The organism is Streptomyces durmitorensis, from assembly GCF_023498005.1.
Taxonomy (GTDB): Bacteria; Actinomycetota; Actinomycetes; order Streptomycetales; family Streptomycetaceae; genus Streptomyces; species Streptomyces durmitorensis.
On record NZ_CP097289.1, the window covers coordinates 4,642,890 to 4,668,023 of the forward strand.

The 25,134-nt window shown below is 69.0% G+C and carries 21 protein-coding genes; 12 read left to right on the forward strand and 9 right to left on the reverse strand.

All coding sequences use genetic code 11. The annotated features are described in order from the left end of the window. The first annotated feature begins 51 nt into the window (after positions 1-51). The gene (locus M4V62_RS20810; RefSeq protein WP_249588754.1) at positions 52-1,260 is read left to right on the forward strand and encodes a pyridoxal phosphate-dependent aminotransferase; all 1,209 of its coding nucleotides are present in this window, start codon (positions 52-54) and stop codon (positions 1,258-1,260) included. Between the two features lie 95 nt (positions 1,261-1,355). Here M4V62_RS20810 and M4V62_RS20815 read toward each other — a convergent pair whose 3' ends face one another. Together M4V62_RS20815 and clpB are read right to left on the reverse strand one after the other, a co-directional pair. After that, positions 1,356-1,895 (reverse strand): YbjN domain-containing protein, encoded by a 540-nt coding sequence (locus M4V62_RS20815; protein ID WP_249588755.1) that lies wholly within the window; start codon positions 1,893-1,895, stop codon positions 1,356-1,358. A 103-nt stretch (positions 1,896-1,998) separates the two neighbouring features. Beyond that, the gene (clpB, locus tag M4V62_RS20820) at positions 1,999-4,611 is read right to left on the reverse strand and encodes an ATP-dependent chaperone ClpB (protein ID WP_249592916.1); all 2,613 of its coding nucleotides are present in this window, start codon (positions 4,609-4,611) and stop codon (positions 1,999-2,001) included. A 201-nt stretch (positions 4,612-4,812) separates the two neighbouring features. Here clpB and M4V62_RS20825 point away from each other — a divergent pair, with 201 nt between their 5' ends. After that, positions 4,813-5,241 (forward strand): pyridoxamine 5'-phosphate oxidase family protein, encoded by a 429-nt coding sequence (locus M4V62_RS20825; protein ID WP_249588756.1) that lies wholly within the window; start codon positions 4,813-4,815, stop codon positions 5,239-5,241. Positions 5,242-5,356: 115 nt separating this feature from the next. Here the strand turns inward: M4V62_RS20825 and M4V62_RS20830 are convergent, their stop codons facing one another. Continuing rightward, positions 5,357-5,725, reverse strand: a complete 369-nt coding sequence (locus M4V62_RS20830) for a Rieske (2Fe-2S) protein (protein ID WP_249588757.1) — start codon at positions 5,723-5,725, stop codon at positions 5,357-5,359. A 355-nt stretch (positions 5,726-6,080) separates the two neighbouring features. Here M4V62_RS20830 and M4V62_RS20835 point away from each other — a divergent pair, with 355 nt between their 5' ends. From M4V62_RS20835 to M4V62_RS20860, 6 genes are all read left to right on the forward strand, one after another. Then, positions 6,081-7,064, forward strand: coding sequence for a helix-turn-helix transcriptional regulator (locus M4V62_RS20835; RefSeq protein ID WP_425575257.1), 984 nt, complete (start codon positions 6,081-6,083; stop codon positions 7,062-7,064). 262 nt (positions 7,065-7,326) lie between these two features. After that, positions 7,327-8,301, forward strand: coding sequence for a helix-turn-helix transcriptional regulator (locus M4V62_RS20840; protein WP_249588759.1), 975 nt, complete (start codon positions 7,327-7,329; stop codon positions 8,299-8,301). A 39-nt stretch (positions 8,302-8,340) separates the two neighbouring features. Then, entirely contained in the window at positions 8,341-9,315 is a 975-nt protein-coding gene (locus M4V62_RS20845) for a helix-turn-helix transcriptional regulator (protein ID WP_249588760.1), read from the forward strand. Between the two features lie 605 nt (positions 9,316-9,920). Continuing rightward, entirely contained in the window at positions 9,921-10,697 is a 777-nt protein-coding gene (locus tag M4V62_RS20850) for an ABC transporter ATP-binding protein (RefSeq protein ID WP_249588761.1), read from the forward strand. Continuing rightward, positions 10,691-11,995, forward strand: coding sequence for a DUF7224 domain-containing protein (locus M4V62_RS20855; RefSeq protein WP_249588762.1), 1,305 nt, complete (start codon positions 10,691-10,693; stop codon positions 11,993-11,995). The genes M4V62_RS20850 and M4V62_RS20855 overlap by 7 nt, the downstream gene beginning before the upstream one ends. After that, positions 11,982-12,596 (forward strand): hypothetical protein, encoded by a 615-nt coding sequence (locus M4V62_RS20860; protein WP_249588763.1) that lies wholly within the window; start codon positions 11,982-11,984, stop codon positions 12,594-12,596. Before M4V62_RS20855 ends, M4V62_RS20860 begins: the two co-directional genes overlap by 14 nt. Before the next feature lie 21 nt (positions 12,597-12,617). Here the strand turns inward: M4V62_RS20860 and M4V62_RS20865 are convergent, their stop codons facing one another. The 6 genes from M4V62_RS20865 to dnaK all read right to left on the reverse strand — a co-directional run bounded on the left by M4V62_RS20865 (position 12,618) and on the right by dnaK (position 18,008). After that, positions 12,618-13,130: a nucleoside deaminase gene (locus tag M4V62_RS20865; protein ID WP_249588764.1), complete on the reverse strand. Its 513-nt coding sequence runs from the start codon at positions 13,128-13,130 to the stop codon at positions 12,618-12,620. Beyond that, positions 13,130-13,633: a hypothetical protein gene (locus M4V62_RS20870; protein WP_249588765.1), complete on the reverse strand. Its 504-nt coding sequence runs from the start codon at positions 13,631-13,633 to the stop codon at positions 13,130-13,132. The genes M4V62_RS20865 and M4V62_RS20870 overlap by 1 nt, the downstream gene beginning before the upstream one ends. 104 nt (positions 13,634-13,737) lie before the next feature. Continuing rightward, entirely contained in the window at positions 13,738-14,184 is a 447-nt protein-coding gene (locus M4V62_RS20875; protein WP_249588766.1) for a heat shock protein transcriptional repressor HspR, read from the reverse strand. 1 nt (position 14,185) lies between these two features. Further along, entirely contained in the window at positions 14,186-15,397 is a 1,212-nt protein-coding gene (gene dnaJ, locus M4V62_RS20880) for a molecular chaperone DnaJ (protein WP_249588767.1), read from the reverse strand. A 41-nt stretch (positions 15,398-15,438) separates the two neighbouring features. Then, entirely contained in the window at positions 15,439-16,143 is a 705-nt protein-coding gene (gene grpE, locus M4V62_RS20885; protein WP_249588768.1) for a nucleotide exchange factor GrpE, read from the reverse strand. Continuing rightward, the gene (gene dnaK / locus M4V62_RS20890) at positions 16,140-18,008 is read right to left on the reverse strand and encodes a molecular chaperone DnaK (RefSeq protein WP_249588769.1); all 1,869 of its coding nucleotides are present in this window, start codon (positions 18,006-18,008) and stop codon (positions 16,140-16,142) included. The genes grpE and dnaK overlap by 4 nt, the downstream gene beginning before the upstream one ends. Positions 18,009-18,363: 355 nt before the next feature. On the opposite strand from dnaK, the gene M4V62_RS20895 reads away from it, so the two are divergent. The 4 genes from M4V62_RS20895 to M4V62_RS20910 all read left to right on the forward strand — a co-directional run bounded on the left by M4V62_RS20895 (position 18,364) and on the right by M4V62_RS20910 (position 25,053). After that, positions 18,364-20,646: a (Fe-S)-binding protein gene (locus M4V62_RS20895; protein WP_249588770.1), complete on the forward strand. Its 2,283-nt coding sequence runs from the start codon at positions 18,364-18,366 to the stop codon at positions 20,644-20,646. A gap of 126 nt (positions 20,647-20,772) precedes the next feature. Next, the gene (locus M4V62_RS20900) at positions 20,773-22,149 is read left to right on the forward strand and encodes an FG-GAP repeat domain-containing protein (RefSeq protein ID WP_425575256.1); all 1,377 of its coding nucleotides are present in this window, start codon (positions 20,773-20,775) and stop codon (positions 22,147-22,149) included. Next, positions 22,146-23,516, forward strand: coding sequence for an FG-GAP repeat domain-containing protein (locus M4V62_RS20905; RefSeq protein WP_249588772.1), 1,371 nt, complete (start codon positions 22,146-22,148; stop codon positions 23,514-23,516). The genes M4V62_RS20900 and M4V62_RS20905 overlap by 4 nt, the downstream gene beginning before the upstream one ends. A 154-nt stretch (positions 23,517-23,670) precedes the next feature. Further along, positions 23,671-25,053 carry an FG-GAP-like repeat-containing protein gene (locus M4V62_RS20910; RefSeq protein WP_249588773.1) on the forward strand — a complete coding sequence of 461 codons (1,383 nt, stop codon included), beginning with the start codon at positions 23,671-23,673 and terminating at the stop codon, positions 25,051-25,053. Positions 25,054-25,134: the final 81 nt, after the last annotated feature.

Here is a 25,134-nt window from a genome sequence, read left to right on the forward strand (position 1 = left end):
AGGCCGTCACGCCCCTGCGTGAGTTGAGGAACTCTGGAGGTTCGGCGCAGGATGGCGGCCATGACCTCCACTTCCGGGAACGGGCGCCCGCTGCTCAACCGCCGCCTCGCCGAGTTCGGTACGACGATTTTCGCCGAGATGTCTGCGCTTGCCGTGAAAACGGGGGCCATCAACCTCGGCCAGGGTTTCCCGGACACCGACGGTCCCGAGGAGATCCGCGAGGCCGCGGTGCGTGCCCTGCGTGACGGGCGCGGCAACCAGTACCCGCCGGGCCCCGGCATCCCCGAGCTCCGCACCGCCGTCGCCGAGCACCAGCGGCGGCAGTACGGCCTCTCGTACGACCCCGACCGCGAGGTCCTGGTCACGGCGGGTGCCACCGAGGCGATCGCGGCGTCCCTGCTCGCCCTGGTGGAGCCCGGCGACGAGGTGATCGCCCTGGAGCCGTACTACGACTCGTACGCGGCGTCGATCGCCCTAGCCGGCGGCAAGCGCGTGCCCGTGACGCTGCGCCCGGACGCCGCCGAGGGACGCTTCCGGCTCGACCTGGACGAGCTGCGCGACGCGATCACGCCCCACACCCGGCTGCTGCTCCTGAACACTCCGCACAACCCGACCGGCACGGTCCTGACCCGCGCGGAGCTCACCGAGATCGCGAAGCTCGCGGTCGAGCGCGACCTCCTCGTGGTCACGGACGAGGTCTACGAACACCTCGTCTTCGACGACGGAGACGGCACGACGCACATCCCCCTCGCCTCGTTCCCCGGCATGCGCGAGCGCACGGTGACGATCGGCTCCGCGGGCAAGACGTTCTCGTACACCGGCTGGAAGGTCGGCTGGATCACGTCCACGCCCGAGCTCGTGACGGCGGTCCGGTCGGCGAAGCAGTTCCTCACGTATGTGTCTTCGGGGCCCTTCCAGTACGCGATCGCGGAGGCGCTCGCCCTGCCGGACTCGTACTTCGCGTCCTTCCGCGAGGGCATGCGGGCCAAGCGGGACCTTCTGAGTGAAGGCCTCACGGCGGCCGGCTTCGATGTCTACCGGCCCGCGGGCACGTACTTCATCACGACCGACATCCGCCCCCTCGGCGAGTCCGACGGCTTCGCCTTCTGCCGGGCGCTGCCCGAGCGCGTCGGCGTGGTCGCCATCCCGAACGCGGTCTTCTACGACCACCGGGAGGCCGGCGCCCCGTTCGTGCGCTTCGCGTTCTGCAAGAAGGACGAGGTCCTGGCGGAAGCGGTCTCCCGGCTCAAGTCGCTGTGACCCGCGCAGATCGCACGTCTACGTAACGCGAAAGCCCGGCCGGGACGCCCACCATCAGGTGGCGCGCTCCGGCCGGGCTTTCGTACGGACGTGGCCTAGGCCTCGTCCTCGGGCTTCTCTTCACCCTCGGTGGCGTCGACCTCGGCCTCCAGGCCGAGCTGCTCGACGAGCCACTTGTCGAACTCGATCGCGGCACGCACCCAGCTGACCGTCGACGACACGAAGTGCTCGAGCGAGACTCCGGTGCCGATCAGCATCTGCGCCTCGCCGATGAGGCGGACGGTGCCGTCGTCGTGGGTGTGCGTGTAGACCTTCGGCCACAGGGTGCGGCGGTTCCAGTCGTCGATCGCCTCGAGGAGCTGGGACTTCTCTTCGATGCCGTGCGCGCGGTCGTAGAACGTCCGCACCGAGAAGACCTGCTGGTCCCCTTCGCCACGGAACATGAAGTACGTGCGGAACTCCTCCCACGGCGCCGCGAGGTCACCCTCTTCGTCGACGACGTGCTTGAGCTCCATCTGGTCCAGGAGCTGCTTGACCAGGTCCTGGTCGGGGACAACGGGGCCCGCCGGTCCATCGCCCTGCTGCGGTTCGGGCTGTCCCCCGAAATTCGGAATCGAGGACGGGTCGATGCTCACGTGCTTAGTCCCTTCGTACGGATTCCGCCATCCTGCCCCATGTCGGGCGGGGGCCCGCAACCCCCGCCCCCGATGTGACCGGGTTATGCCGTCCTGAAGCCCTTCACAGGGTCTTTCCCGCTGAAGTCGCGCCCGTCGCGGGACCGACGATCAGGCCGTCACCAAAGGTGTCGACACGCACCGTGTCGCCGTCCTTCACCTCGCCCGAGAGGATCTCCTTGGCGAGCCGGTCGCCGATGGACGTCTGGATGAGGCGCCGCAGGGGCCGCGCTCCGTACGCCGGGTCGTTGCCCTCGTCCGCCAGCCACGCGAGCGCCTCCGGGGAGACCTCCAGCGTGAGCCGCCGCTCGGCGAGCCTCTTGGCGAGGCGGTCGATCTGCAGCTCGGCGATGTGCGCGAGCTCGTCCTTGCTGAGCGCGGAGAAGACCACGAGGTCGTCGAGCCGGTTGAGGAACTCCGGCTTGAAAGAGGCCCGTACGACGTCCAGGACCTGCTGCTTCTTCTCCTCCGGGGAGGTCGTCGGCTCGACGAGGTACTGGCTGCCGAGGTTCGACGTCAGGACGAGGATGGTGTTGCGGAAGTCCACCGTCCGCCCCTGCCCGTCGGTGAGCCGCCCGTCGTCGAGGACCTGGAGCAGCACGTCGAAGACTTCCGGGTGCGCCTTCTCGACCTCGTCGAGCAGGACGACGCTGTACGGGCGCCTGCGCACGGCCTCGGTGAGCTGGCCGCCCTCCTCATAGCCGACGTACCCGGGCGGGGCGCCGACCAGCCTGGCCACGCTGTGCTTCTCGCCGTACTCGCTCATGTCGATGCGGACCATGGCGCGCTCGTCGTCGAAGAGGAAGTCCGCGAGGGCCTTCGCCAGCTCGGTCTTGCCGACGCCGGTCGGGCCCAGGAAGAGGAAGGAGCCGGTGGGGCGGTCGGGGTCGGCGATACCGGCCCGCGTGCGGCGCACGGCGTCCGACACCGCCTGCACGGCCTCGGTCTGGCCGATGAGCCGCTTGCCGAGCTCCTCCTCCATGCGCAGGAGCTTCTGCGTCTCGCCCTCCATGAGGCGTCCCGCGGGGATGCCCGTCCAGGCTCCGACCACATCGGCGATGTCGTCGGGACCGACCTCCTCCTTGACCATGGTGTCCTTGGAGACCTCTTCCTCGGCCTCGGAAGCGACCTCCAGGTCGTGTTCGAGGGCGGGGATCTCGCCGTAGAGCAGCTTGCTCGCGGTGTCGAAGTCGCCGTCGCGCTGCGCGCGTTCGGCCGTGCCGCGCAGCTCGTCGAGCTTCTCCTTCAGCTCACCTACGCGGTTGAGGGACTGCTTCTCCTTCTCCCAGCGCGCGTTGAGCCCCCGCAGCTCCTCCTCCTTGTCGGCGAGGTCGCGCCGCAGCCTTTCGAGCCGCTCCTTGCTCGCCGGGTCGGTCTCCTTGCTGAGGGCGAGCTCCTCCATCTTCAGGCGGTCCACGGCGCGCTGGAGTTCGTCGATCTCCAGGGGAGAGGAGTCGATCTCCATCCGCAGCCGGGAGGCCGCCTCGTCGACGAGGTCGATGGCCTTGTCGGGCAGGAAGCGCGAGGTGATGTACCGGTCGGAGAGCGCGGCGGCCGCGACGAGCGCGCTGTCGGCGATCTGGACCTTGTGGTGGGCCTCGTACCGCCCCTTGAGCCCACGGAGGATGGCGATCGAGTCCTCGACGCTCGGCTCGTCGACGAGCACCTGCTGGAAGCGGCGCTCCAGGGCGGGGTCCTTCTCGATCCGCTCGCGGTACTCGTCGAGGGTGGTCGCACCGACCATGCGCAGCTCGCCGCGGGCGAGCATGGGCTTGAGCATGTTGCCGGCGTCCATGGCGGAGTCGCCGCCGGCCCCGGCGCCCACGACGGTGTGCAGCTCGTCGATGAAGGTGATGATCTGCCCGTCGCTCTCCTTGATCTCGGAGAGGACGGTCTTGAGGCGCTCCTCGAACTCACCGCGGTACTTCGCGCCCGCGACCATGGCCCCCAGGTCGAGCGAGACGAGCCGCTTGTTCTTGAGGGACTCGGGGACGTCCCCCTTCACGATGCGCTGCGCGAGCCCTTCGACGACGGCGGTCTTGCCGACGCCGGGTTCGCCGATGAGGACGGGGTTGTTCTTCGTGCGCCGGGACAGGACCTGCACCACGCGCCGGATCTCCTGATCCCGCCCGATGACGGGATCGAGCTTGCCCTCCCTGGCCGCGGCGGTGAAATCGGTGCCGAACTTCTCCAGGGCCTTGTACTGGCCCTCCGGGTCCTGAGTGGTCACCCGGCGTCCTCCCCTTGCCTTCTCGAACGCGTCGAGCAGCTTCTTCGCACTGGCCCCGTGCTGGCTCAGGACCTCACCCGCGGGACCGCCCTTGGCAGCGATGCCGATCAGCAGATGCTCGGTGGAGAGGTAATCATCGCCCAGCTCCTTCGCCCGCTGCGAGGCGTCGGCGATGACCGCGAGCAGGTCGCGGTTGGGCTGCGGCGGGGCGACGGTGGATCCCGTGACGCTGGGCAGGCTACTCAGCGCCCGCTCGGCGTCGGCGCGGACGGCGGCCTGGTCGGCCTCGACCGCGGCGAGCAGGTCGGTGATGTTCTCGTTGTCCTGCCCCTCGAGCAGCGCGAGCAGCAGATGCGCGGGGGTCAGGTCGGGGTGCCCGTCCTTCACGGCCAGGTTGCTGGCCGCGTTGATCGCGTCCCGGCTCCTGTTGGTCAGCTCGGCGTCCACGTAGTCGTCTCCTCCTTGCGATCCGTATGGCGTACGGCCCGTGTGGCGTACGGCCTGGCGGGCGCCCATCCGCCCCACCTGACTTAAACAGCGTACATAAAGTTGAGTCTATTCCACTCAAGGAGGCGGGGGCAGGGTGCGTGGGAAGGGCGAGGGCGGGGTGCACGCGGGCGGCGGTCGGGCGGCGGTTAGGTTCGCCGCATGGCCATGGACCCGCATCACCCGACCCCCGCCTACCTCAGCTTCTGGCGCGAACGGCATCTGTGCACGCTGACGACACTGCGCCCCGACGGCACCCCGCACGTCGTGCCGGTCGGCGTGACGTACGACCCGGAGGCGGGGGTGGCCCGCGTCCTTGCGAGCAAGTCGAGCGCGAAGGTCTCCCACGTCCTCGCGGCGACGGCTCCCGGCGCGGAGGGGCCGGGGGCGCGGGTGGCGGTCTGCCAGGTCGACGGGCGGCGCTGGGCGACGCTGGAGGGGTACGCGCGGGTGCGTACGGAGGAGGCGGAGATCGCGGAGGGCGAGCGGCGCTACGAGGAGCGGTACGAGAGGGCTCCGCGGGTGAATCCGAACCGCGTGCTGATCGAGATCACACTGACGCGGGCGATGGGGAACAAGGCGGCTCGCTGACGCGGGCGGCGGCGGGCCGGGCCCGCACACACCACAGCGGCGCCACCGTGTTCAGGTCCACGGTGGCGCCGCTGCTGGGAAGCACCTGCGCGATGTACAACGACGGGGGATCGCGTCAGGCGCTGCGGGGGGTGGCTGTGATGGCTCTTGTAGTGCTCGAACTCTGCTGGTCCTGCTGCTCTCCGGGCCGGCCGGGTTCACCGACCAGCTGGTGGTCACGCCGGTCGAGATTGACGAAGACCATCCCGTACCGAATGGCACACCGCACTGGCTGCGGGGCGCCGCGCGGCTTGCGGAGGCACCGGTAGGCCCGGATCTCCTCCTCGTCGTCACGGGTGACGACTACCGGCTCGCCGAGGAGCGTGACCATCAACGAGTCGCCTGCGTGGGGTATCGCGGTGGCGAGATCGATGAAGTGCCAACCGGATCGGTAGGCGGTGGCCATTTCTCGGCGGAAGGTGCGATCGTCGGGAGGAGTGCTCATGCCTTCGCTCCCGCCGGCGCGGGGCCGTCGACAGGAACCGTAGCCCAGATGATGTCGCCTGTGGCCGAGGCCCAAATGATGTCAGGAGGCGCCGCGTTGGTCCCGGACTCCTGTATGGCCGTAGACCCGGTATCCCTGTGCAGATCAAAAGCGCTCACAGCGCTGATGGCCAATCCGACAGAGAAGGCACCAACAAGTACCGAGCGAAGCATTGTCTTGCACATAGCGGGCTTCGTCCTCACTTCCATAGCGACTCTCCCCCGGCCTCCCAAGACGATGGCTCATTCAGCCATGCGAACACCACAGGAGCGATGCATCATGTTCCTGCACGTTCAGGACCCTGGGGGATGGAGCTATGACAACAAAAGGCCCAATTCGGGCACATCCTCACTCCATGGCCGACCTATGTGACGAGGGAAAGCGGCTCTACGCCAGCGCGTTGCGCGCAGGACGCATCGCGCGCGCCGAGGCGGACCTGGCTCCCTGCCTGGTGGAGTTCGCCCTCCTGCACCCCGACTCGGACGACCCCGGCTGGCTCCGCCCGGCTCCTCCGACCTCCGTACTCGCGCAGCGTCTCCGCCCCATCGAGCGCGAGATCCAGGAACGAAGGGCCCTGGCAGTCGAACTGACCGAAGCCTTTGAGCCATTCATGTCCATCAGCGTCCAGGACCGGTCGACCGCCCATGCGATCACCGTGCTGGAAGGCGCGAACAGAATCAACGCGGCCATAGAAATCGCCACAACCGAGTGCCAGAGCGAGATTCTTACGGTCCAACCCGGCGGGGGACGCAGCGAAGCCATCCTCACGGAGGCCGTAAAGCGCAGCCAAGGCATCATCGACCGCGGCATCAGGATGCGCACGCTGTACCAACACACGGCCCGTCACAGCCAGGGCACCATCGCCTATGCCGAGCACATGAAGCAGGGCAAGGTGGAGGTACGCACCCTCGAAGAACTAATTGAACGTCTGATGATCTTCGATCGCACAGTCGCCTACATACCGGCGCGGGACGACCGTCAAGCGGCCCTGGAACTCCGGCATCCCGGAATTGTCGAGTATCTGGCAAACGTCTTCGAGCAACTCTGGCAACGCGCGGCTCCCCTGCTCGAGGAGACCCCTTACGCTCCCCCGATCGATGGCATCACCGGCGTCCAGCGCTCCATTGCGAGACTCCTCATCGAAGGTCACGTCGACGAGGCGATCGCCAGAAGACTCGGCATGAACGTCCGCACTTGCCGTGCCCACATAGCCAAGATCGCCGCCGCGCTTGGCAGTGGCAGCCGGGCTCAACTCGGCTACCTGATCGCCCAGTCCGGAATCCTGGACAAAAATCGCTGAACTCGTTCAGGGAGCGAGCAGACCTCGACGAACCAGCCTCATGCCCGCGGAGCCGACCAGCCGTGCGGCATGGGGACAGCCCTGTACTCCCAGGCCTGCGGTCAGCCGTGCGTCGTAATCGGAGCAAACTCGGCTACTTCATAGGCCGGTCTGAAACCCCGACCGGGGAGAGCAGCCCGCCTCCCACACGCCAATCCTGCCCATGACGCAACTGCCCCTGCATAGAATCACGTCGCTTCAACCGAGCGGGAGGGAGCACAGCATGTCCGTCGAGCACATACCGCACGGCGTCGAGCAACTCTGCGAGCAAGGTTCGGCCGCATACATCCGAGCGTTGAGCGAAGGCCGGATCCGAAGCGAAGACGTCGCACAGGCGCCCTGCCTCGTCGACTTCGGCTTGCTCCATCCGGACATCAGCGACATGCAGTGGCTGCACCCCACTGCCCCTGCCGTCGCTCTCCCCCGGCTCCTTCGCGTCATCGAGGACCACATCACGGACCAGCGCCAGCGGGAGGAACGTCTCACTGCGGCCTTCGAGCCACTCATGGCCCTCGACCCCCGGCTGTCCACCGCCTCGGACAATCCCGCGATCACTGTTCTCGACGGCCTCGAACGCATCAATGCGGCCATCGACCAGGCCATCTCCGACACGCAGGAGGAGTTCCTCGCCGTCCAGCCCGGAGGCACCCGCCCACCAGAGACCTTGGCCGACGCATTCGCCCGCGACCAGGCACTGCTGAGCCGCGGCTGTCGCATGCGAACTCTCTATCAGCACACGACCCGTCACTCCCTCCCTGTTCTCGCCTACCTCGAGCGACTCGAAGGCGATGCCGAAGCCCGCACCCTCGACGAGGTCACGGAGCGCCTCTTCGTCTTCGACCGGACCGTGGCCTTCATTCCAGCGAGCAAGGACCGCAGCCTCGCCCTCGAACTGCGCCACCCCGCCGTTGTCGAGTACCTCGCCACCACCTTCGATCGCCTGTGGCGCCTGGCCACGCCCATGTGGCCGCAGTCAGCCCCCCAGCCTGCGGACGACGGCGTTACCGCCCGCCAGCGCGCCATCGCTGCCCTCCTCGTCGAGGGCCACACCGACTCCGAGGTCGCCGCAAGCCTCGGCATGAACGTCCGCACCGCCCGCGTACACATCGCCAAACTCGCCGTCGGCGTCGGCAGTCACAGCCGGGCTCAACTCGGCTATCGCATTGGTCAGTCAGGAATCCTCGACCAGAAGCGCTAGGAGACCGCGCTTCACCTGAGAAGCAGTGGGGAGGCCGAGATGGCCGCAGGGCATCACGCACACGAAAGCGACGAACTGTGCCAAGCCGGCATGGAGGCGTACACCCGCGCCCTGCGCGCAGGCCGAATTCACACTCGTGAGGTCGATCCGACCCCCTGCCTCGTTCGCTTCGGCCTCCTGCGCCCCGACTGCGACGACACGCAATGGCTACGCCCTGTATCACCGGCCGTCGCGCTCCCTCGGCTTCTTGTGGGTGTCGAGGACGGCATCGCACATCAGCGTCGTCGCAAAGCGCAGTTGGCCGTCGAATTCGACCAGCTGATGTCACTGGCCCCCAGCCGCTCCCGCGCCTCAAGTGCTTCTGGAATCTCCGTGTTGCAGGGGATGCCGCTCATCGAAGAAGCCATCGACCGAGCAACAGCGGCCACCATTGAAGAGATCCGCATCATCCAGCCGGGAGGGCAGAGGCTCCCCAGGCACTTGGCCGACTCGCGGCCTGTTGAGCAAGGGTTCCTCAGGCGGGGCGGCCGCATGCGTACGCTTTATCAGCACACGACCCGCCACTCACTGGCAACTCTCGCCCACTACGAGCATTTGCAAGGCAACGTCGAGGTGCGCACTCTGGACGAGCTCCCACAGCGCCTCTTCATCTTCGATCAGCGCTCGGCCATGATTCCGACGCGGGAAGCTCGCGACATAGCCATCGAATTGAGCCATCCGGCACTCGTCGCCCATCTCACCGCAGGGTATGAACTTCTCTGGCGCAAGGCGACTCCCATGTACCCGGTCCCCGTGCCACTGCCCGCACAGGACGGCGTCACCGTACGCCAACGAGCAATCGCCGGCCTCCTGATCGAAGGCCACACCGACTCCGAGATCGCCACCCGCCTCGGCATGAACGTCCGCACCGCCCGCGTACACATCGCCAAACTCGCTTCCTCCCTCGGCAGCCAGAGCCGCGCCCAACTCGGCTATCTCATAAGCCAGTCGGGGATCCTGGAATCGGACGCCTGAGTCCACGGGAGCGCTCACCCATGCACGAATAGGTGCTCCTGCACCTTTTGCCCCTGCCTCAGCAGGGTGCACTGCAACAAGATGACGCTGGCGGCACACCCCCAGCCGCACCAAAGTGAATGTCGGCGGAGCAAGCCCGGTTCGGGCCGATCCGTCGGCGATCAGTCCTGTCGAACGTCCTGGGGCAGGGCCTCGCTTCCCTTTGAGTCGTCCCGGTCGGCTGCCCCTGTATTCGGCCGGGACGTCTCTCACTGCACCTGCCGTAACTCACGACTGGGTGCGAATAATTTGCTCATCCAGCGTCATATTCCCAGGGGGGGAAATGAAGAATCTTTCTCTTGCAAACCGAATAATGGCCACCAAGGCCGCGAAGGGTGCTGTCGTGGCGGCTCTGGCGGCTACGGCCATCGGGCTGACGGCTCCGATGTCGAGCGCCTCCAACGAGAGCTCGTGGGATGCCGGCTGCCGGGGGTACTGGTACTCAACCGCCGGTCACGGGTACTGCAACGACGCAAACACGTGGCTCTCGTAGGTGTCGTACTTACCCCTGTAGCCGTCGCGCAGCCTGTCGTAGTGGCCCACCCCGCATTTTGGGAATTCTATCTATGACGACTCATCCCGTCGCCCGACTGACGGCCCTCACACAGGGGTACGGCGGCCGACGCATCATCGAGGATCTCGACCTGTCCATCCAGCCAGGCGTCACCGGACTGCTGGGTCCCAACGGGGCGGGAAAGACCACTCTGTTCCGTACGCTCGCCACGATCGCGCCCCCGCAGAGCGGAAGCCTTGAGCTGTTCGGCGAGGCCGTCGCCGGCGAACGGGATGTCCGGCAGGTCAGGCCTCGGATCGGCTACCTCCCGCAGGACTTCGGCTACTACCCGGCGTTCTCCGTCACCGATTTCGTCCGCTACTGCGCCTGGTTGCGTGAAGTCCCCTCCAAGGAGGCCGAGTCGGCGACCGAGCAGGCACTGGCTGCCGTCGGACTCACCGACCGGGGCCGCGACCGCATGAAGACGCTCTCCGGCGGCATGCTGCGTCGTGCCGGGATCGCCGCGGCCATCGTCGGCTCCCCTTCCCTGCTCCTGCTCGACGAGCCCACCGTCGGCCTCGACCCCGCCCAGCGCCTCGACTTCCGTGACCTCATCCGTTCCCTCGCCCGCGCCGGGGCCGCCGTTGTGCTCAGTACGCACCTGGTGGAGGACGTGGGCGCTGCTTGCGACGCCGTCCTCGTGCTCAGCGACGGCCAGGTGGTCCACAGCGGAACGCCGCAGGAATTGGCGGCACTGTCCACACCGAAAGCTCCGGGAGACAGTCCGCTGGAGCGCGGCTACATGGCTGTTCTCGGCGGCCGCGGGACCACCGAGGGAGCCGCATGCTGAACGCCTACCGCATCGAGCTGCGACGCTCTCCCCTGCTCACCGCGTTCCCCGTGATGATCGCCGTGGACCTGCTGGTGCTCTTCGGACGGTCCCGGTACTGGATCGGCGTATGGCCCGAGGCAAGCGTGGCGGCACAGATCGTCACGCTCTTCCTGGGGCCCGTCCTCGCCGGAGTCTCCGCCTGGCAGGCCGGACGTTCCTCCCGGGCGGGGATGCCCGAGTTCCTTCTCGCGGCTGCCCGGCCGGGCTGGCGGATCGAGGCCGTGCGGCTCGCCGCCACCCTCACGCTCGGATTCCTCGCGTACGGGATCGGGTGCCTCACCGCCGCGGCCGTCTCTCTCGGCGATGCGGGACCGGGCTTCCTGTGGCCGTCCTACCTGCTGCTCGGCGCCTCGACCCTGATCATTTTCGCGTCCGTGGGACATCTGGCCGGCCGCTGGTGGCCCTCGGCCGCGTTCACACCCGTCGTCTGCGCGCTGGGCTGCTTCATCAGCATGCTGTCCCTGCCGTTCAAGTTCAACGTGCTCGCGGGGCCGCCGGACACCTACATGCGCCCGCTGCCCGTCGCCCTTCGGCTGCTCTGCGCCCTCGCCCTCGCCACACTGGCGGTGACGGCACCGCCGCTGCGGAGGAAGAACGCCGGGCGCCAGATTCCGCGTCGAGAACTGCCACGGCACGTACGCGGAGTTGCCGTCGGGTCGGTGGTCCTTGCCCTCACCGCATTGGCCGCGGCACCGGCAGCCGGCGAACTGCGCGTCGAGCGTCCGGCTACGGCGACGACGCCGCTGTGCGACCGCGCCGATGAGAACTCCCCACGGGTGTGCGTCTGGCCCGAGCACCGGAAGTACCTGCCAGAGCTGACCCGGATGGCCCAGCTCCTCGAGCAGGCCGACCAGCCCTGGATCCAAGTACCCGCCGAGTTCCATGAGTTCGGGCTCCGGCGAACCGACCTGGGCGACCGAGGCTTCGACATCGCCGAAGGGCACGTACGCACCGCGGCCATCGCCATGGCCGACCAGGTGTTCACCGAGTCGTTCGGCCGGTGCCGCCCGCCCCAGGACGAGCGCCGTGCGTGGCAGGCGATGGACAACATCCACCTGTGGCTCGAATACGAGGCCATGGGGCAGGACCCGGCCGTCGCCGACGAAGGACTCCACGTCGAAGGAGTCACCACCGCCCAGCGCGACGCGGCCAAGGCTGCGCGGATGCCCGATGCCGAACAGCGGAAATGGGTCGAACAGGAGCGCGGACAAGTAATGGGGGAAGGCTCTTGGTGCAGGCCTGATGAACGGCGCTGATCTGCTCCGCTACGCACGAGTCCACCGAGGCGCCGCAGTCCTCGCCGGCACCGCGGTCGTCGCCCTGCTGTCGGCGTTCTTCGGTGGCACCGACATCGCGCTTCCCTCCATCGGCAGCGGAGGAGTCACCACAGGCGTGCCCTACCGGCAGGAGCTTCCGCTTCTGACGGCGGTCTTCCTCTCCGCCGCTCTCGACGGGCCCATGGCGGCACACGACGCGATGGGCGCATCCACGATGCACCGGTTGCGCGTCGCGTACTGCACCGCGCTGACCGTCACCGTGTGCGCCTTCTCGTTCGGCGCAGAGGCTCTCGCCAACGGTCCCGCATCCGGGATCGTCTTCGTCCGGTCCACCGTGATCTGGCTGGGCCTCGCCCTGCTGTCCGCCGGTTTCCTTGGGCAGCAACTCAGCTGGGCCGTCCCTCTGGCCTCGGTCCTCTTTCTGGTCTGGTATCCCCTCAACTGGTGGGACTGGACGGCCAACCCGGCCACCGACCTCTTCAGCTGGGCCGTTGCCGCCGTTGCCCTGGCTCTCGGCGTCACCGCGACCGCAGCGACTCCCTGGCGACGGAAAGCCTGCTCTCCGGCCGTGAAGCGCTGAGCCGCCCCGGACCGCCGTCCGTCAGGACGACGCGCCCCGCCCCCGCGCGAACCGGTGATGCAATTCCCTTACTTCCTCCGTCAGTTCAGGAGCAGGCCCCGCCACCCTCACCCCCGGTGCGACCTCCCCGATCGGGAGTGCGGTGACCGGGGACGGTGGGGCGTTCAGTTCCTTCAGCCATGACGTCAGTTGCGCCGACGACGCCGCGTACACGATGCGGCCCAGGCCCACCCAGGCGTGCGCCGCCGAGCACATGGGGCAGTGTTCGCCCGAGGTGTAGACCGTGGCGCCCGCCCGTTCCCCGGGCGGCAGGTGCTCCGCCGACCAGCGGGCCAGTTCGAACTCGGGGTGGCGGGTGTGGTCTCCGCCCGCCACTCGGTTGCGGTCCTCCCTGAGGACCTTGCCGTCCGCCGACACCAGGAGCGAGCCGAAGGGTTCGTCGCCCGCGTCCAGGGCCGCTCTCGCCAGCTCCACACAGCGGCGCAGGTGCGTCAGGTCCGTCTCCGTCGGCGGGCTCACGGGAGAGCTGGGCATCAGGACTCCGTCCACGTTCGCAGTAGTTCCTCGCGGTCCGCCGCCCTCGGCGTCCCGCCCTCATGGCTCCTGCCCCACTCCGCCATCGCCGCCAGGGTGGTCAGCAGCGTGCCCGCGCCCTGCGTCAGGCGGGACAAGAGCTCGCGGGAGAGGTCGTACTCCGTCTGTGAGTACCCCGTCGCGGCCGCCGTGTACACCGTCAGGTCCGTGTCGCCGTCGGCGTCCGAGACCCGCAGCGTCATCGTCGGCGCCTCGTCGCCCCCTCCGAGGCCCACCGTCAGGGCCATGTCCACGAGCACGCCCACGTTGCGCTTGAGGGACTTCACGGGGACGTCCTGGGCCGCCAGCGCGTGGACGTCCTCCCAGGGCCACATGCCCGGCTGCTTGTCGCCCAGGGCCACCACGCCCTCCGGCGTCAGCCGCACCCCCGCCGCGAGGCCCGACGGCTTCGCGCCCACGTACACGTCGCCCTCGGCGATCCAGAACAGTCCCACCATGGCCATGGAATTCCACTTCCCCCGCGACAATCACTTCTGGTCGACCACCGCAACGCGCGAAGGGGCCGGGAGGTTCCCACCTCCCGGCCCCGACACACGCTGCGTACGAACTACTCCGCCGCCCTCTTGGGGCGCCACACCACCAGCGCGCTCGCCTGCTGCACGTCCTGGTAGGGCACCAGGTCGCGGCGGTACGACGCGTGCACCGCCGCCTCGCGCTGCTGCATCGCCGCGGCCGCGCCCTCCACCGCCGACGACAGCTCCGCCACCCTCGACTGGAGCGCCGCCACTTGGTTCTCGAGCTCGATGATGCGCTTGATGCCCGCGAGGTTGATGCCCTCTTCCTGCGACAGCTGCTGCACCGTGCGGAGCAGGTCGATGTCGCGGGCCGAATACCGGCGGCCCCGGCCCGGTGTGCGGTCCGGGGAGACCAGGCCCAGGCGGTCGTACTGGCGCAGGGTCTGCGGGTGGAGTCCGCTCAGCTGGGCGGCCACCGAGATGACGTAGACCGGCGTCTCGTCGGTCAGTTGGTACGGATTTCGACGACGGCCGTCCATCTCATGCTCCCTTCGCGGCCTGGAACAGTTCTGCCCGCGGATCGTCGTCCGCAGTCGCCTTGCGGTAGGCCTCCAGGGCTTCCTTCGCCGGGTCGCTGAGGTCGGTCGGAACCGCCACCTCCACCGTCACCAGCAAGTCGCCCCGCGAGCCGTCCTTGCGCACCGCGCCCTTGCCCCGCGCCCGCATCGTACGACCGTTGGGGGTGCCCGGAGGCAGCTTCAGGGTGACCGGCGGGCCGCCCAGTGTGGGGACCTTCACCTCGCCGCCCAGGGCCGCCTCGGTGAACGTCACCGGCACCGTCACCGTCAGGTTGTCGCCCTTGCGGCCGAAGACCGGGTGGGTGTCGACGTGCACGACCACGTACAAGTCGCCTGCCGGGCCGCCCCGTTCACCCGGGCCGCCCTTGCCGCGCAGGCGGATGCGCTGGCCGTCCGAGACGCCCGCGGGGATCCGCACCTGCATCGTGCGGGACGACTTCGCCCTGCCCGAGCCCTTGCAGACCTCGCAGGGGTCCTGGGCGATGAGCCCGCGGCCCTTGCAGTCCACGCAGGGGTCCGTGAGGGAGAATCCGCCGCCGCCGCCGCGCGTGACCTGGCCCGTGCCGACGCAGGTCGGGCACACGCGCGGTGTGCCGTTCTTGTCGCCGGTGCCGGAACAGGCCTTGCACGGAGCCTGGGAGGACATCCGGAGCGGGACCGTGGCCCCGTCCACCGCCTCCGTGAAGCTCAGCGTGACCTCGGACTCGATGTCCTGGCCGCGCCGGGGCTGCGTACGCGTGCCCGCGCCGCCCGCTCCCGTGCCGCCTCGGTTGAACAGGCCCCCGAAGACGTCACCCAGACCGCCGCCGAAGCCGCCGGCACCGCCGGCGCCGCCCGCTCCACCGCCCGGGGCGCCGCCTCCGAAGAGGTCCCCCAGGTCGAAGTTGAAGGAGCCCGGGGCACCGCCGCCCCCGGGACCTGCCCGGAAGCCGCCGTTGCCGAAGAGAGCACGCGCTTCGTCGTACTCCTTGCGCTTCTTGGGGTCCCCGAGGACGTCGTTCGCCTCGGAGATCTCCTTGAAGCGCTCCTCCGCCTTGACGTTGCCCTTGTTGGCGTCCGGGTGGTTCTCGCGGGCGAGTTTCCGGTACGCCTTCTTGATCTCGGCCTCGGTGGCGTCCTTGGGGACGCCGAGGACCTTGTAGTAGTCCTTCTCGATGAAGTCCTTGGTGCTCATCCCCGACGTCCCTCCTCTCGCTTCACAACAGCTCCGTTACGTCAGCCCTCGTCCGGGCCACCGGTCTCCTTGTCCTGAGCCCCGTCCGCGGGGGCCTCGGCGGATTCCTCGCCCTTGACCGTCTGCGCACCGGGCTGCGGCTCGGCCACGGCCACCCGCGCGGGGCGGATGGTGCGCTCGCCGATGCGGTACCCCGGCTGCAGGATCGCGACGCAGGTCGTCTCCGTGACGTCCGGCGCGTACGAGTGCATCAGGGCCTCGTGGATCGTCGGGTCGAAGGGCTCGCCCTCCTTGCCGAACTGCTGGAGGCCCATCTTGGCGACGACCGTCTCCAGTGCCTCCGCGACCGACTTGAACCCGCCCACCAGCTCGCCGTGCTCACGCGCGCGGCCGATGTCGTCGAGGCTCGGGAGGAGTTCGCCCAGGAGGTTCGCCGCGGCGATCTCCTTGACCGTGACCTTGTCCCGCTCCACACGGCGGCGGTAGTTCTGATACTCCGCCTGGAGCCGCTGGAGGTCCGCCGTGCGCTCGCCGAGCGCCGTGCGCACCTGGTCCAGCTGCGCGATCAGACCCACGTCCTGGGCCGACTGCGCCGATGCGTTGCTTGCTGCGTCCCCGGCCGGGGCCGCCGGGCCCTCCTCGGTGGAGGGCTCGGCGGCCTGCGGCGCCGCGTCATCAGGGGTGGCGCCGGAGGGGACGTCGGACTTCTCGGTGTTGTCACCGAAGCCCGGAGTCTCCTCGGTCATGCGGCGCCGCCCTTCGAGTCACCGGGCTTCTCGTCGTCGACGATCTCGGCGTCGACCACGTCGTCTTCCTTCGACATGTTCGGGGCCTCGGCGCCCTCGGCACCGGGGGCAGCGCCCTCGGCACCGGCCGCCTGCGCGTCCGCGTACATGGCCTGGCCCAGCTTCTGGGAGACGGCCGCGACCTTCTCGGTGGCGGTGCGGATCTCCGCCGTGTCCTCGCCCTTGAGCTTTTCCTTCAGCTCTTCGACGGCGGACTCGACCTCGGTCTTCACGTCACCGGGGACCTTCTCCGCGTTGTCCGCGAGGAACTTCTCCGTCTGGTAGACGAGCTGCTCGCCCTGGTTGCGGGACTCGGCGGCCTCGCGGCGCTTGTGGTCCTCGTCCGCGTACTGCTCGGCCTCCTGGCGCATGCGGTCGACCTCGTCCTTCGGCAGCGAGGAGCCGCCGGTGACGGTCATCTTCTGCTCCTTGCCGGTGCCGAGGTCCTTGGCCGTCACGTGCATGATGCCGTTGGCGTCGATGTCGAAGGCGACCTCGATCTGCGGGACACCGCGCGGGGCGGGCGGCAGACCGGTGAGCTCGAACATTCCGAGCTTCTTGTTGTACGCCGCGATCTCGCGCTCGCCCTGGTAGACCTGGATCTGGACGGACGGCTGGTTGTCCTCGGCCGTCGTGAAGATCTCGGAGCGCTTGGTCGGGATCGTGGTGTTGCGCTCGATGAGCTTGGTCATGATCCCTCCCTTGGTCTCGATGCCGAGGGACAGCGGGGTGACGTCGAGGAGCAGGACGTCCTTGACCTCGCCCTTGAGGACACCGGCCTGGAGGGCGGCGCCGATGGCGACGACCTCGTCCGGGTTCACGCCCTTGTTGGCGTCCTGGCCACCGGTCAGCTCCTTGACGAGCTCCGCGACGGCGGGCATACGGGTCGAGCCACCGACGAGAACGACGTGGTCGATCTCGGAGAGCTGGATGCCCGCGTCCTTGATGACGTTGTTGAACGGGTTCTTGCACCGCTCAAGAAGGTCGGACGTGAGCTGCTGGAACTGGGCGCGCGTGAGCTTCTCGTCCAGGTGCAGCGGGCCCTCGGCGGACGCCGTGATGTACGGCAGGTTGATCGAGGTCTCCGTGGAGGAGGACAGCTCGATCTTGGCCTTCTCGGCCGCCTCGCGCAGGCGCTGGAGCGCCATCTTGTCCTTGGAGAGGTCCACGCCGTGGCCGTTGTTGAACTGCTTGACCAGGTAGTCGACGACGCGCTGGTCCCAGTCGTCACCACCGAGGTGGTTGTCGCCGTTCGTGGCCTTCACCTCGACGACGCCGTCGCCGATCTCCAGGAGGGACACGTCGAAGGTGCCGCCACCGAGGTCGAAGACGAGGATCGTCTGGTCGTCCTTGTCGAGGCCGTACGCGAGCGCGGCGGCCGTCGGCTCATTGACGATGCGCAGGACGTTCAGGCCCGCGATCTCGCCGGCCTCCTTCGTCGCCTGGCGCTCCGAGTCGTTGAAGTACGCCGGGACGGTGATGACCGCGTCGGCCACCTTCTCGCCCAGGTACGACTCCGCGTCGCGCTTCAGCTTCTGCAGGATGAACGCCGAGATCTGCTGGGGGTTGAACCCCTTGTCGTCGATGTCCACCTTCCAGTCAGTGCCCATGTGGCGCTTGACCGAACGGATGGTCCTGTCGACGTTGGTGACCGCCTGGCGCTTGGCCACCTCGCCGACCAGCACCTCGCCGTTCTTCGCGAAGGCGACGACGGACGGCGTGGTCCTGGCGCCCTCGGCGTTGGTGATGACGGTGGGCTCGCCGCCTTCAAGAACGCTGACGACAGAGTTAGTCGTGCCCAGGTCGATGCCGACCGCACGTGCCATTTCGATTCCTCCAGATGTACTTCTTGAGTGGATCTGGCTCAAGGATGCATGGTCGCTTCGCTGGAGTCAACAGAGCTGAGTCGGGGGGACTCAACTCTTATCCCGCCCTTACGCGCAGGTCGGGCCCCTTCACGGGCGGCGAGCTCCCTGACCGCGGGTCCGTCGTGGCTGGTCGCGCAGTTCCCCGCGCCCCTTTGGGGCGCTCCCCCGGGCTGCGACGCGGCAAGGGTGGCCTGAGCGACGCAGATCACCGCCACGCTGGCTACAGTGCGGCTGAGTAAGTGGGTAGTCTCAGACGGACTGCATAAGTTACCGCTTAGTAATAGTTCGCCTCGCAGGCCCGAGGAGCCCCCAAATGCAACTCGCCGCGATCATCGTGTCGCTGGTCCTAATCGCGGTCGGCGTCGCGCTGTTCGGCCGTGCCATCGTGCAGATCTACCAGTTCATGCGGCTCGGCCAGTCCGTCCCGGCAGGCACCCGCACCGATCAGCCCGTGCAGCGCACCGTCACCGTGGCCAAGGAGTTCCTCGGCCACACCCGCATGAACCGGTGGGGCGTCGTCGGCGTCGCGCACTGGTTCGTGGCGGTGGGCTTCTTCTCGCTGCTCCTCACCATCGTCAACGCCATCGGCCAGCTCTTCGAGGCCGACTGGATGCTGCCGATCATCGGTGAGTGGGCGCCGTACAACATGTTCGTCGAGTTCATCGGCACCATGACGGTGGTCGGCATCCTGACGCTGATCGTCATCCGGCAGCTGAGCAACCCGGACAAGCCCGGCCGCAAGTCCCGGTTCGCGGGCTCCAAGAAGGGCCAGGCGTACTTCGTCGAGGCCGTCATCCTCATCGTCGGCGTCTGCATCTTCACGCTGCACGCCCTTGAGGGTGCCCAGCACCACGTGGACAGCTACGAGGCGTCGTTCTTCATCTCGTACCCGTTCGTCTCGTGGTTCGCCGGCATGGACCTCTCCACGCTGCAGAACCTCACGTACTTCTTCGCCATGCTGAAGATCGCCACCTCGTTCATCTGGATGATCGTGGTCGCGCTCAACACCAACATGGGCGTCGCCTGGCACCGCTTCCTCGCCTTCCCGAACATCTGGTTCAAGCGCGACGCGGACGGCTCCACGACCCTCGGCGAGCTCCAGCCCATGACGTCCGGCGGCAAGCCGATCGACTGGGAGGACCCGGCCGAGGACGCCGTCTTCGGTGTCAGCCAGGTCGAGCAGTTCTCCTGGAAGGGGCTCCTCGACTTCAGTACGTGCACCGAGTGCGGCCGCTGTCAGTCGCAGTGCCCCGCCTGGAACACCGGAAAGCCGCTCTCCCCGAAGCTCCTGATCATGTCGCTGCGCGACCACGCGCACGCCAAGGCCCCGTACCTGCTCGCCGGTGGCGGCAAGGACATGGAGGGCAACGAGAAGGCGACGGAGGAGCAGCTCAAGGACGTGCCCGCCGCCGCTCTCGCCGAGGCCGAGCGCCCCCTCATCGGCACCGCCGAGGAGAACGGCGTCATCGACCCCGACGTCCTGTGGTCCTGCACCAGCTGCGGCGCCTGCGTCGAGCAGTGCCCGGTGGACATCGAGCACATCGACCACATCGTCGACATGCGCCGCTACCAGGTGATGATCGAGAGCGCGTTCCCGTCCGAGGCCGGGACGATGCTCAAGAACCTGGAGAAGAAGGGCAACCCCTGGGGTCTCGCCAAGAAGCAGCGCCTCGAGTGGCTCAAGGAGCTCGACTTCGAGGTGCCGGTCGTCGGCAAGGACATCGAGGACCTCACCGACGTCGAGTACCTCTACTGGGTCGGCTGCGCGGGCGCGCTCGAAGACCGCGCGAAGAAGACCACCAAGGCCTTCGCGGAGCTGCTCAACATGGCGGGCGTCAAGTTCGCGATCATGGGCGGCGACGAGAAGTGCACCGGTGACTCCGCGCGCCGCCTGGGCAACGAGCCGCTGTTCCAGCAGCTCGGCCAGGAGAACGTGATGGCGCTGAACATGGCGTTCGGCGAGGAGCTCGACGACGACGGCAAGGTCACGCCCGATTCGGCCAAGCCGAAGACCGCGAAGAAGATCGTCGCGACCTGCCCGCACTGCCTCAACACGCTCGGCAACGAGTACCCGCAGCTCGGCGGCGACTACGAGGTCATCCACCACACGCAGCTGCTCCAGCACCTCATCGACGAGGGCAAGCTGATCCCGGTGACGCCCGTCGAGGGCCTCATCACCTACCACGACCCGTGCTACCTGGGCCGGCACAACAAGATCTACACGCCGCCGCGCGAGATCATGTCCGCCGTCCCCGGCCTGCGCCAGCAGGAGATGCACCGCCACAAGGAGCGCGGCTTCTGCTGCGGCGCCGGTGGTGCGCGGATGTGGATGGAGGAGCGGATCGGCAAGCGCATCAACACGGAGCGGGTCGACGAGGCGCTCAGCCTCAACCCCGACATCGTGTCGACCGCCTGCCCGTTCTGCCTGGTGATGCTCACCGACTCCGTCAACGGCAAGAAGAACGACGGAGCGGCGAAGGAAGCCCTCCAGGTCGTGGACGTCGCGCAGTTGCTGCTCGACTCCGTGAAGACCCCGGTGGACCCCGCCGGTGAGTCCGAGACCGCGGACGAGCCGGAGCCCGAGCCGGTGAAGTAGCCGCGCCCCGCACCGCCTTCAGGCCGGTTCCGCCCTCCGGGGCGGGACCGGCCTTTCGTGTGGAGCGGGAGGGGGGCATCATGTGCTGGTTGTTGTCAGCTGGGGCGGTCGGGGTGGGTGATGGGCATGCGCAGTGCCGGGATACGTGGCATACCTGGCGTCAGACGCGGGGGTGTCGTGGGTACGGCGGCCGTCGTCAGCTGCGCGCTGCTGCTCGCGGGCTGCGGCGGCACCGACGACGCGGGCAGGCCCGAGACACGGCACCGGCCCGTCAGCATGGCGGGCAAGGGCGCGGCGCAGCTGCCCGTACCGCAGGGCAAGGGCAGCAAGGCCGACGACGACTTCAACGGTGACGGCGCCCCCGATCTCGTACTGGACGACCTGGTGCACAGCGGCCACGGCGACGACGCGGGCATCGGCGTCGTGTACGGCAGCAAGGCCGGACTGCGGCCCGGGGCACGGCAGTTGCTGAGCGCGCGGACCAACGGGGCGCGCACCAAGGGCGAGTTGCCCGCGTCCTTCGAGTCGGAGGCGGCCTGCGACCTCGACAAGGACGGGTTCACCGATCTGCTGGTCTCCACCGACCCGCCCTACGACGGCATCGGCCAGCCGCCCGTGCCGCTGCAGATCCTCTTCGGCTCACCCAAGGGCCTGACCGGCAAGGCCGTGAAGGTGAAGGTGCCCGCGCAGGCACGTTTCGGCAACGACTGGTCCGACCAGCCGGTGTGCGGCGACTTCGACGGGGACGGCGCCGCCGACCTCGTCCTGCACGCGAGCGGCGCCCGGCTCACCTACCTGCGCGGCCCGTTCAAGCGGACCGGGGCCCCGCGCGCCGCGGGCAAGCCCCTTGCCGCGCCCGGCAACGACCTCGTCACCGGCAGGGCCACGGACGTCGACCGCGACGGCTACGACGACGTCCTGGTCCGCAAGGCCGCGAACGCGTCCGGCGCCGCGGCAGGCGCCCTCGTCCTGGGCGGCCCCAAGGGCCCCGCCGAGACCGGCGTGCTCTTCCCCGCGGGCTCCGACATCGCGTTCGGCCGCTTCGGCAAGGCCAAGGCGACGGACGCGGCGATCGCGGGCCCCACGGGCGTCGCCCTGCGCTACGACGTGCCCAGCACCCTGCGCTCCACGCTGGAGGCGAAGAACGTGGCCGTGGACGCGGGCGACCTCGACGGGGACGGCCTGAGCGAGCTCGTCCTGAGCGGGGGCGGCAGCGGAAGCGGCGGCGGCGCCGGTGAGGTGCGGGTCTTCCGGGGACGTACGGCGGGGATCGACAAGAACGCCACCGCGACGGTGACCCCCTCGGCCAAGGGCACCACGCAGGTCCTGGCCGTCGCGGACTTCGACGGGGACGAGCGGGCCGATCTGATCCTGCGGACCTACCGGGGAGACGGCGAGGACACGGTGGGGGTGTATCCGGGGGTGAAGGGCGACCTGGTCGTGCGCAAGCCCCGGATCACCTTCTCCACGCAGGAGTTCCTGGCGCTCGGGGACGGTGCGTGAGGGCGGCGCGGCGGGTGGGTCTGCTGGCCCTCTGCTGTACGGCGGCTCTGCTGGCCGGATGCGGTGCGTCGGACGACGGGACCGGGACGAAGCGGTCCGGGCGGCCGGCCGCGGGCAAGGCGTCGAAGGAGCCGTCGCCCAAGGACTTCAACGGCGACGGGTACGACGACTACGCGACCGTCCTGCAGTCCGGCCGCCTGACGGACCGGAACCGCGAGCGGACCACCTCCACGCTGACCGTGGTGTTCGGCTCCCCGGACGGCCTGCGGCCGGAGTGGTCCGTGAACCTCCCGGCAGGCCCCGAGCAGGCGGTGTTCGGCCGCCTGCTGCGGACCGACCTCGACGACGACGGCTTCACTGACCTCGTCTCGTCGCGGCGCGAGTCCGGCTCCAGCGACACCGAGGCCTTCGCGATGTTCGGTGGCGCGCGAGGGCTGTCCCGTGCCATGCCGCTCGACGTGGACGGCTTCACGCCGGAGGCCGCAGGTGACTTCGACGGCGACGGCGCCACGGACCTCTTCGACGGCAGCCGCACCCTGCTGGGCCCCTTCGACCGGAAGAAGAAGGCACCGGCCCGCTCCGAGCCCGTGGACACACCCAACGCCTTCCCCCTGGACGTCGTCACCGGTGACTTCGACGGGGACTCCCGCACCGACGTGGTGATGACGAACGAGTACCACGGGGACGACTACGAGCAGAACGACGATCCGCCCCCGGCCCCCGCGCAGGCCGTCTACTTCCGGGGCGGGGCCAAGGGCCTCGCCCGTGACAGCGGTCCGCAGGGCGAGCTCGAAGGGGAGATGGGGACCTACGACGGGCCGCGCGGCGGCGGCGCGGGCGACGTGGACGGCGACGGCATCGACGACTTCGTCGCCACCGGCGAGGCCGCCCACGGCACCGGCAAGCTCACCGTCATCCACGGCTCGAAGGCCGGGCTCGGCAGCGGCCGCAGCTCCCGGGTCATGGAGGGGCGCGGATCGACCTGGGGCAGCGGCCCGATGGTCGGTGACGTCGACGGGGACCGCCGCGCGGACCTGGTGGCGGGGCGGCCCGGCTTCCGCATCATCGACCTGGACAGGATCCTCCTGCTGCGCGGCGGCCCCCACGGGCCGACCACCGAGCGGACCCAGACCGTGACCGGCGGGGACGAGGGTCTGCCCGAGGGCATCGCGCCGAACCAGCTGGAGAGTCTCGACCTCCTTGACGTCGACGGCGACCGCCGCCAGGACGTGGTCGTCTTCTCCCAGAAGTGGAAGAAGGCCCCGGGTCACATCCTGGTCATCGGGGGCACCGGGAAGGGCCTGGAGACCGAGGGCGTCCAGCACTTCACGGCCGACGACGTCGGTGTCCAACTCTGGCGCGAATAGCACCCTTTGGTGCCGCTTAGGGGTGCCGTCGGCTTCCCCAGCGGCGGTAGAGCACGTTCACTTTCCGGCCATCTCTCCGCCCTCGTCGCACAACCATTCGTACGCCTCACCAGTCACACCCCCGGAACTATTTCCCCACTCCCGGGAGCTCCACGTGCGCGTACGTAATCTGGCCATCGCCGCGAGCGTCGCGGCCCTCGCCGCCGCGGGCCTGACGCTGCCCCTCGCGGGCACGGCGAGCGCCGCGTCGACGCTCAAGGACGACTACAACGGCGACGGCTACCGCGACCTCGCGATCGGCACGCCCGGCGCCAACTCCGTGACCGTGACGTTCGGCTCGGCATCGGGTGTGTCCGAGGGCCGCTCGGTCACCGTCACCCAGGACACGGCCGGGGTTCCCGGAGTCACCGAGGCCGAGGACGAGTTCGGCGAGAACGTCACCAGCGGCGACACGAACGGTGACGGCTACGCCGACCTGATCATCGGCGCCCCCGGCGAGCAGGTGACGGGCAAGCCCTCCGGCTCCGTCACCGTCATCAAGGGCGGCAGGAACGGATTCACCGGCGGCAGCCACGTCGTGAACGCCCCCGCCGACACCGCGGGCCGCTTCGGCGAAGCCACCACCTGGAACGACCTGGACACCGACGGCGCGCCCCAGTTGGCCGTGATCAGCGGCGACAACTGGTGGTACTACAGCGGCAGTGGCGAGAACGACCCCCACCCGGTCGGCCTTGAGGTCGACTTCCTGCCCGAGGGCGTCCGCCTGGACGGCATGGTCACCGGCAACTTCAAGTACAAGGACGGCTTCGGCTACGTCCTGTACGGCGAGCGCGCGGACGGCGGCGCCTACACCGCCCACATGAGCGGCGGCGTCGGCGACTACGGCTACCAGGCGGAGGTCCTCGGCGAGGGCGCCGACCCGACGGCCACGCGTGACGCGGCCACCGCCGGTGACGTCAACGGCGACGGCTACGCCGATCTGGTCACCGGCAACTCCCGGGACGGCAAGGGCGGTTCGGTGACCGTGCGGTTCGGCGGCGACGACAAGTTCGGCGCCCCGGTGACGTACGACCAGAGCAGCGCGGGCGTTCCGGGCGCCGACGAGGCGGACGACGGCTTCGGCACGTCCGTGGCCGTGGGCGACGTCACCGGCGACGGCCTCGCCGACCTCGCGGTGGGCGCGCCCGGCGAGGAGGTCGGCACCGTGGACGGCTCCGGCAGCGTGACGCTCCTCAAGTCCGCCGCGGGCAGGTTCACCTCCGGCAAGGCCTGGCACCAGGAGACCGCGGGTGTGCCCGGTGTCTCCGAGGCGGGCGACAGCTTCGGTACGTCCGTCCGCCTCAAGGACATCAACAAGAACGGCAAGGCGGACCTGGCCACGAGCGCGGTCGGCGAGGACATCGGCACGACGGTGGACGCCGGGGCCGTGTGGGTCCTGCGCGGCACGCCGACGGGTCTGACGTCGTCGTACGCGGCCTCCTTCAACGGGACGGACTTCGGGTTCGGCGGCGCGGGCTTCGGCGGGACGCTGCGCTGATCCTCTTGTTCCCGGCGAACCCCTTGTTCCTGGTTCCTGGTTCCTGGTTCCTGGTTCCTGGCAGGGCGGTGCGGAATGGCT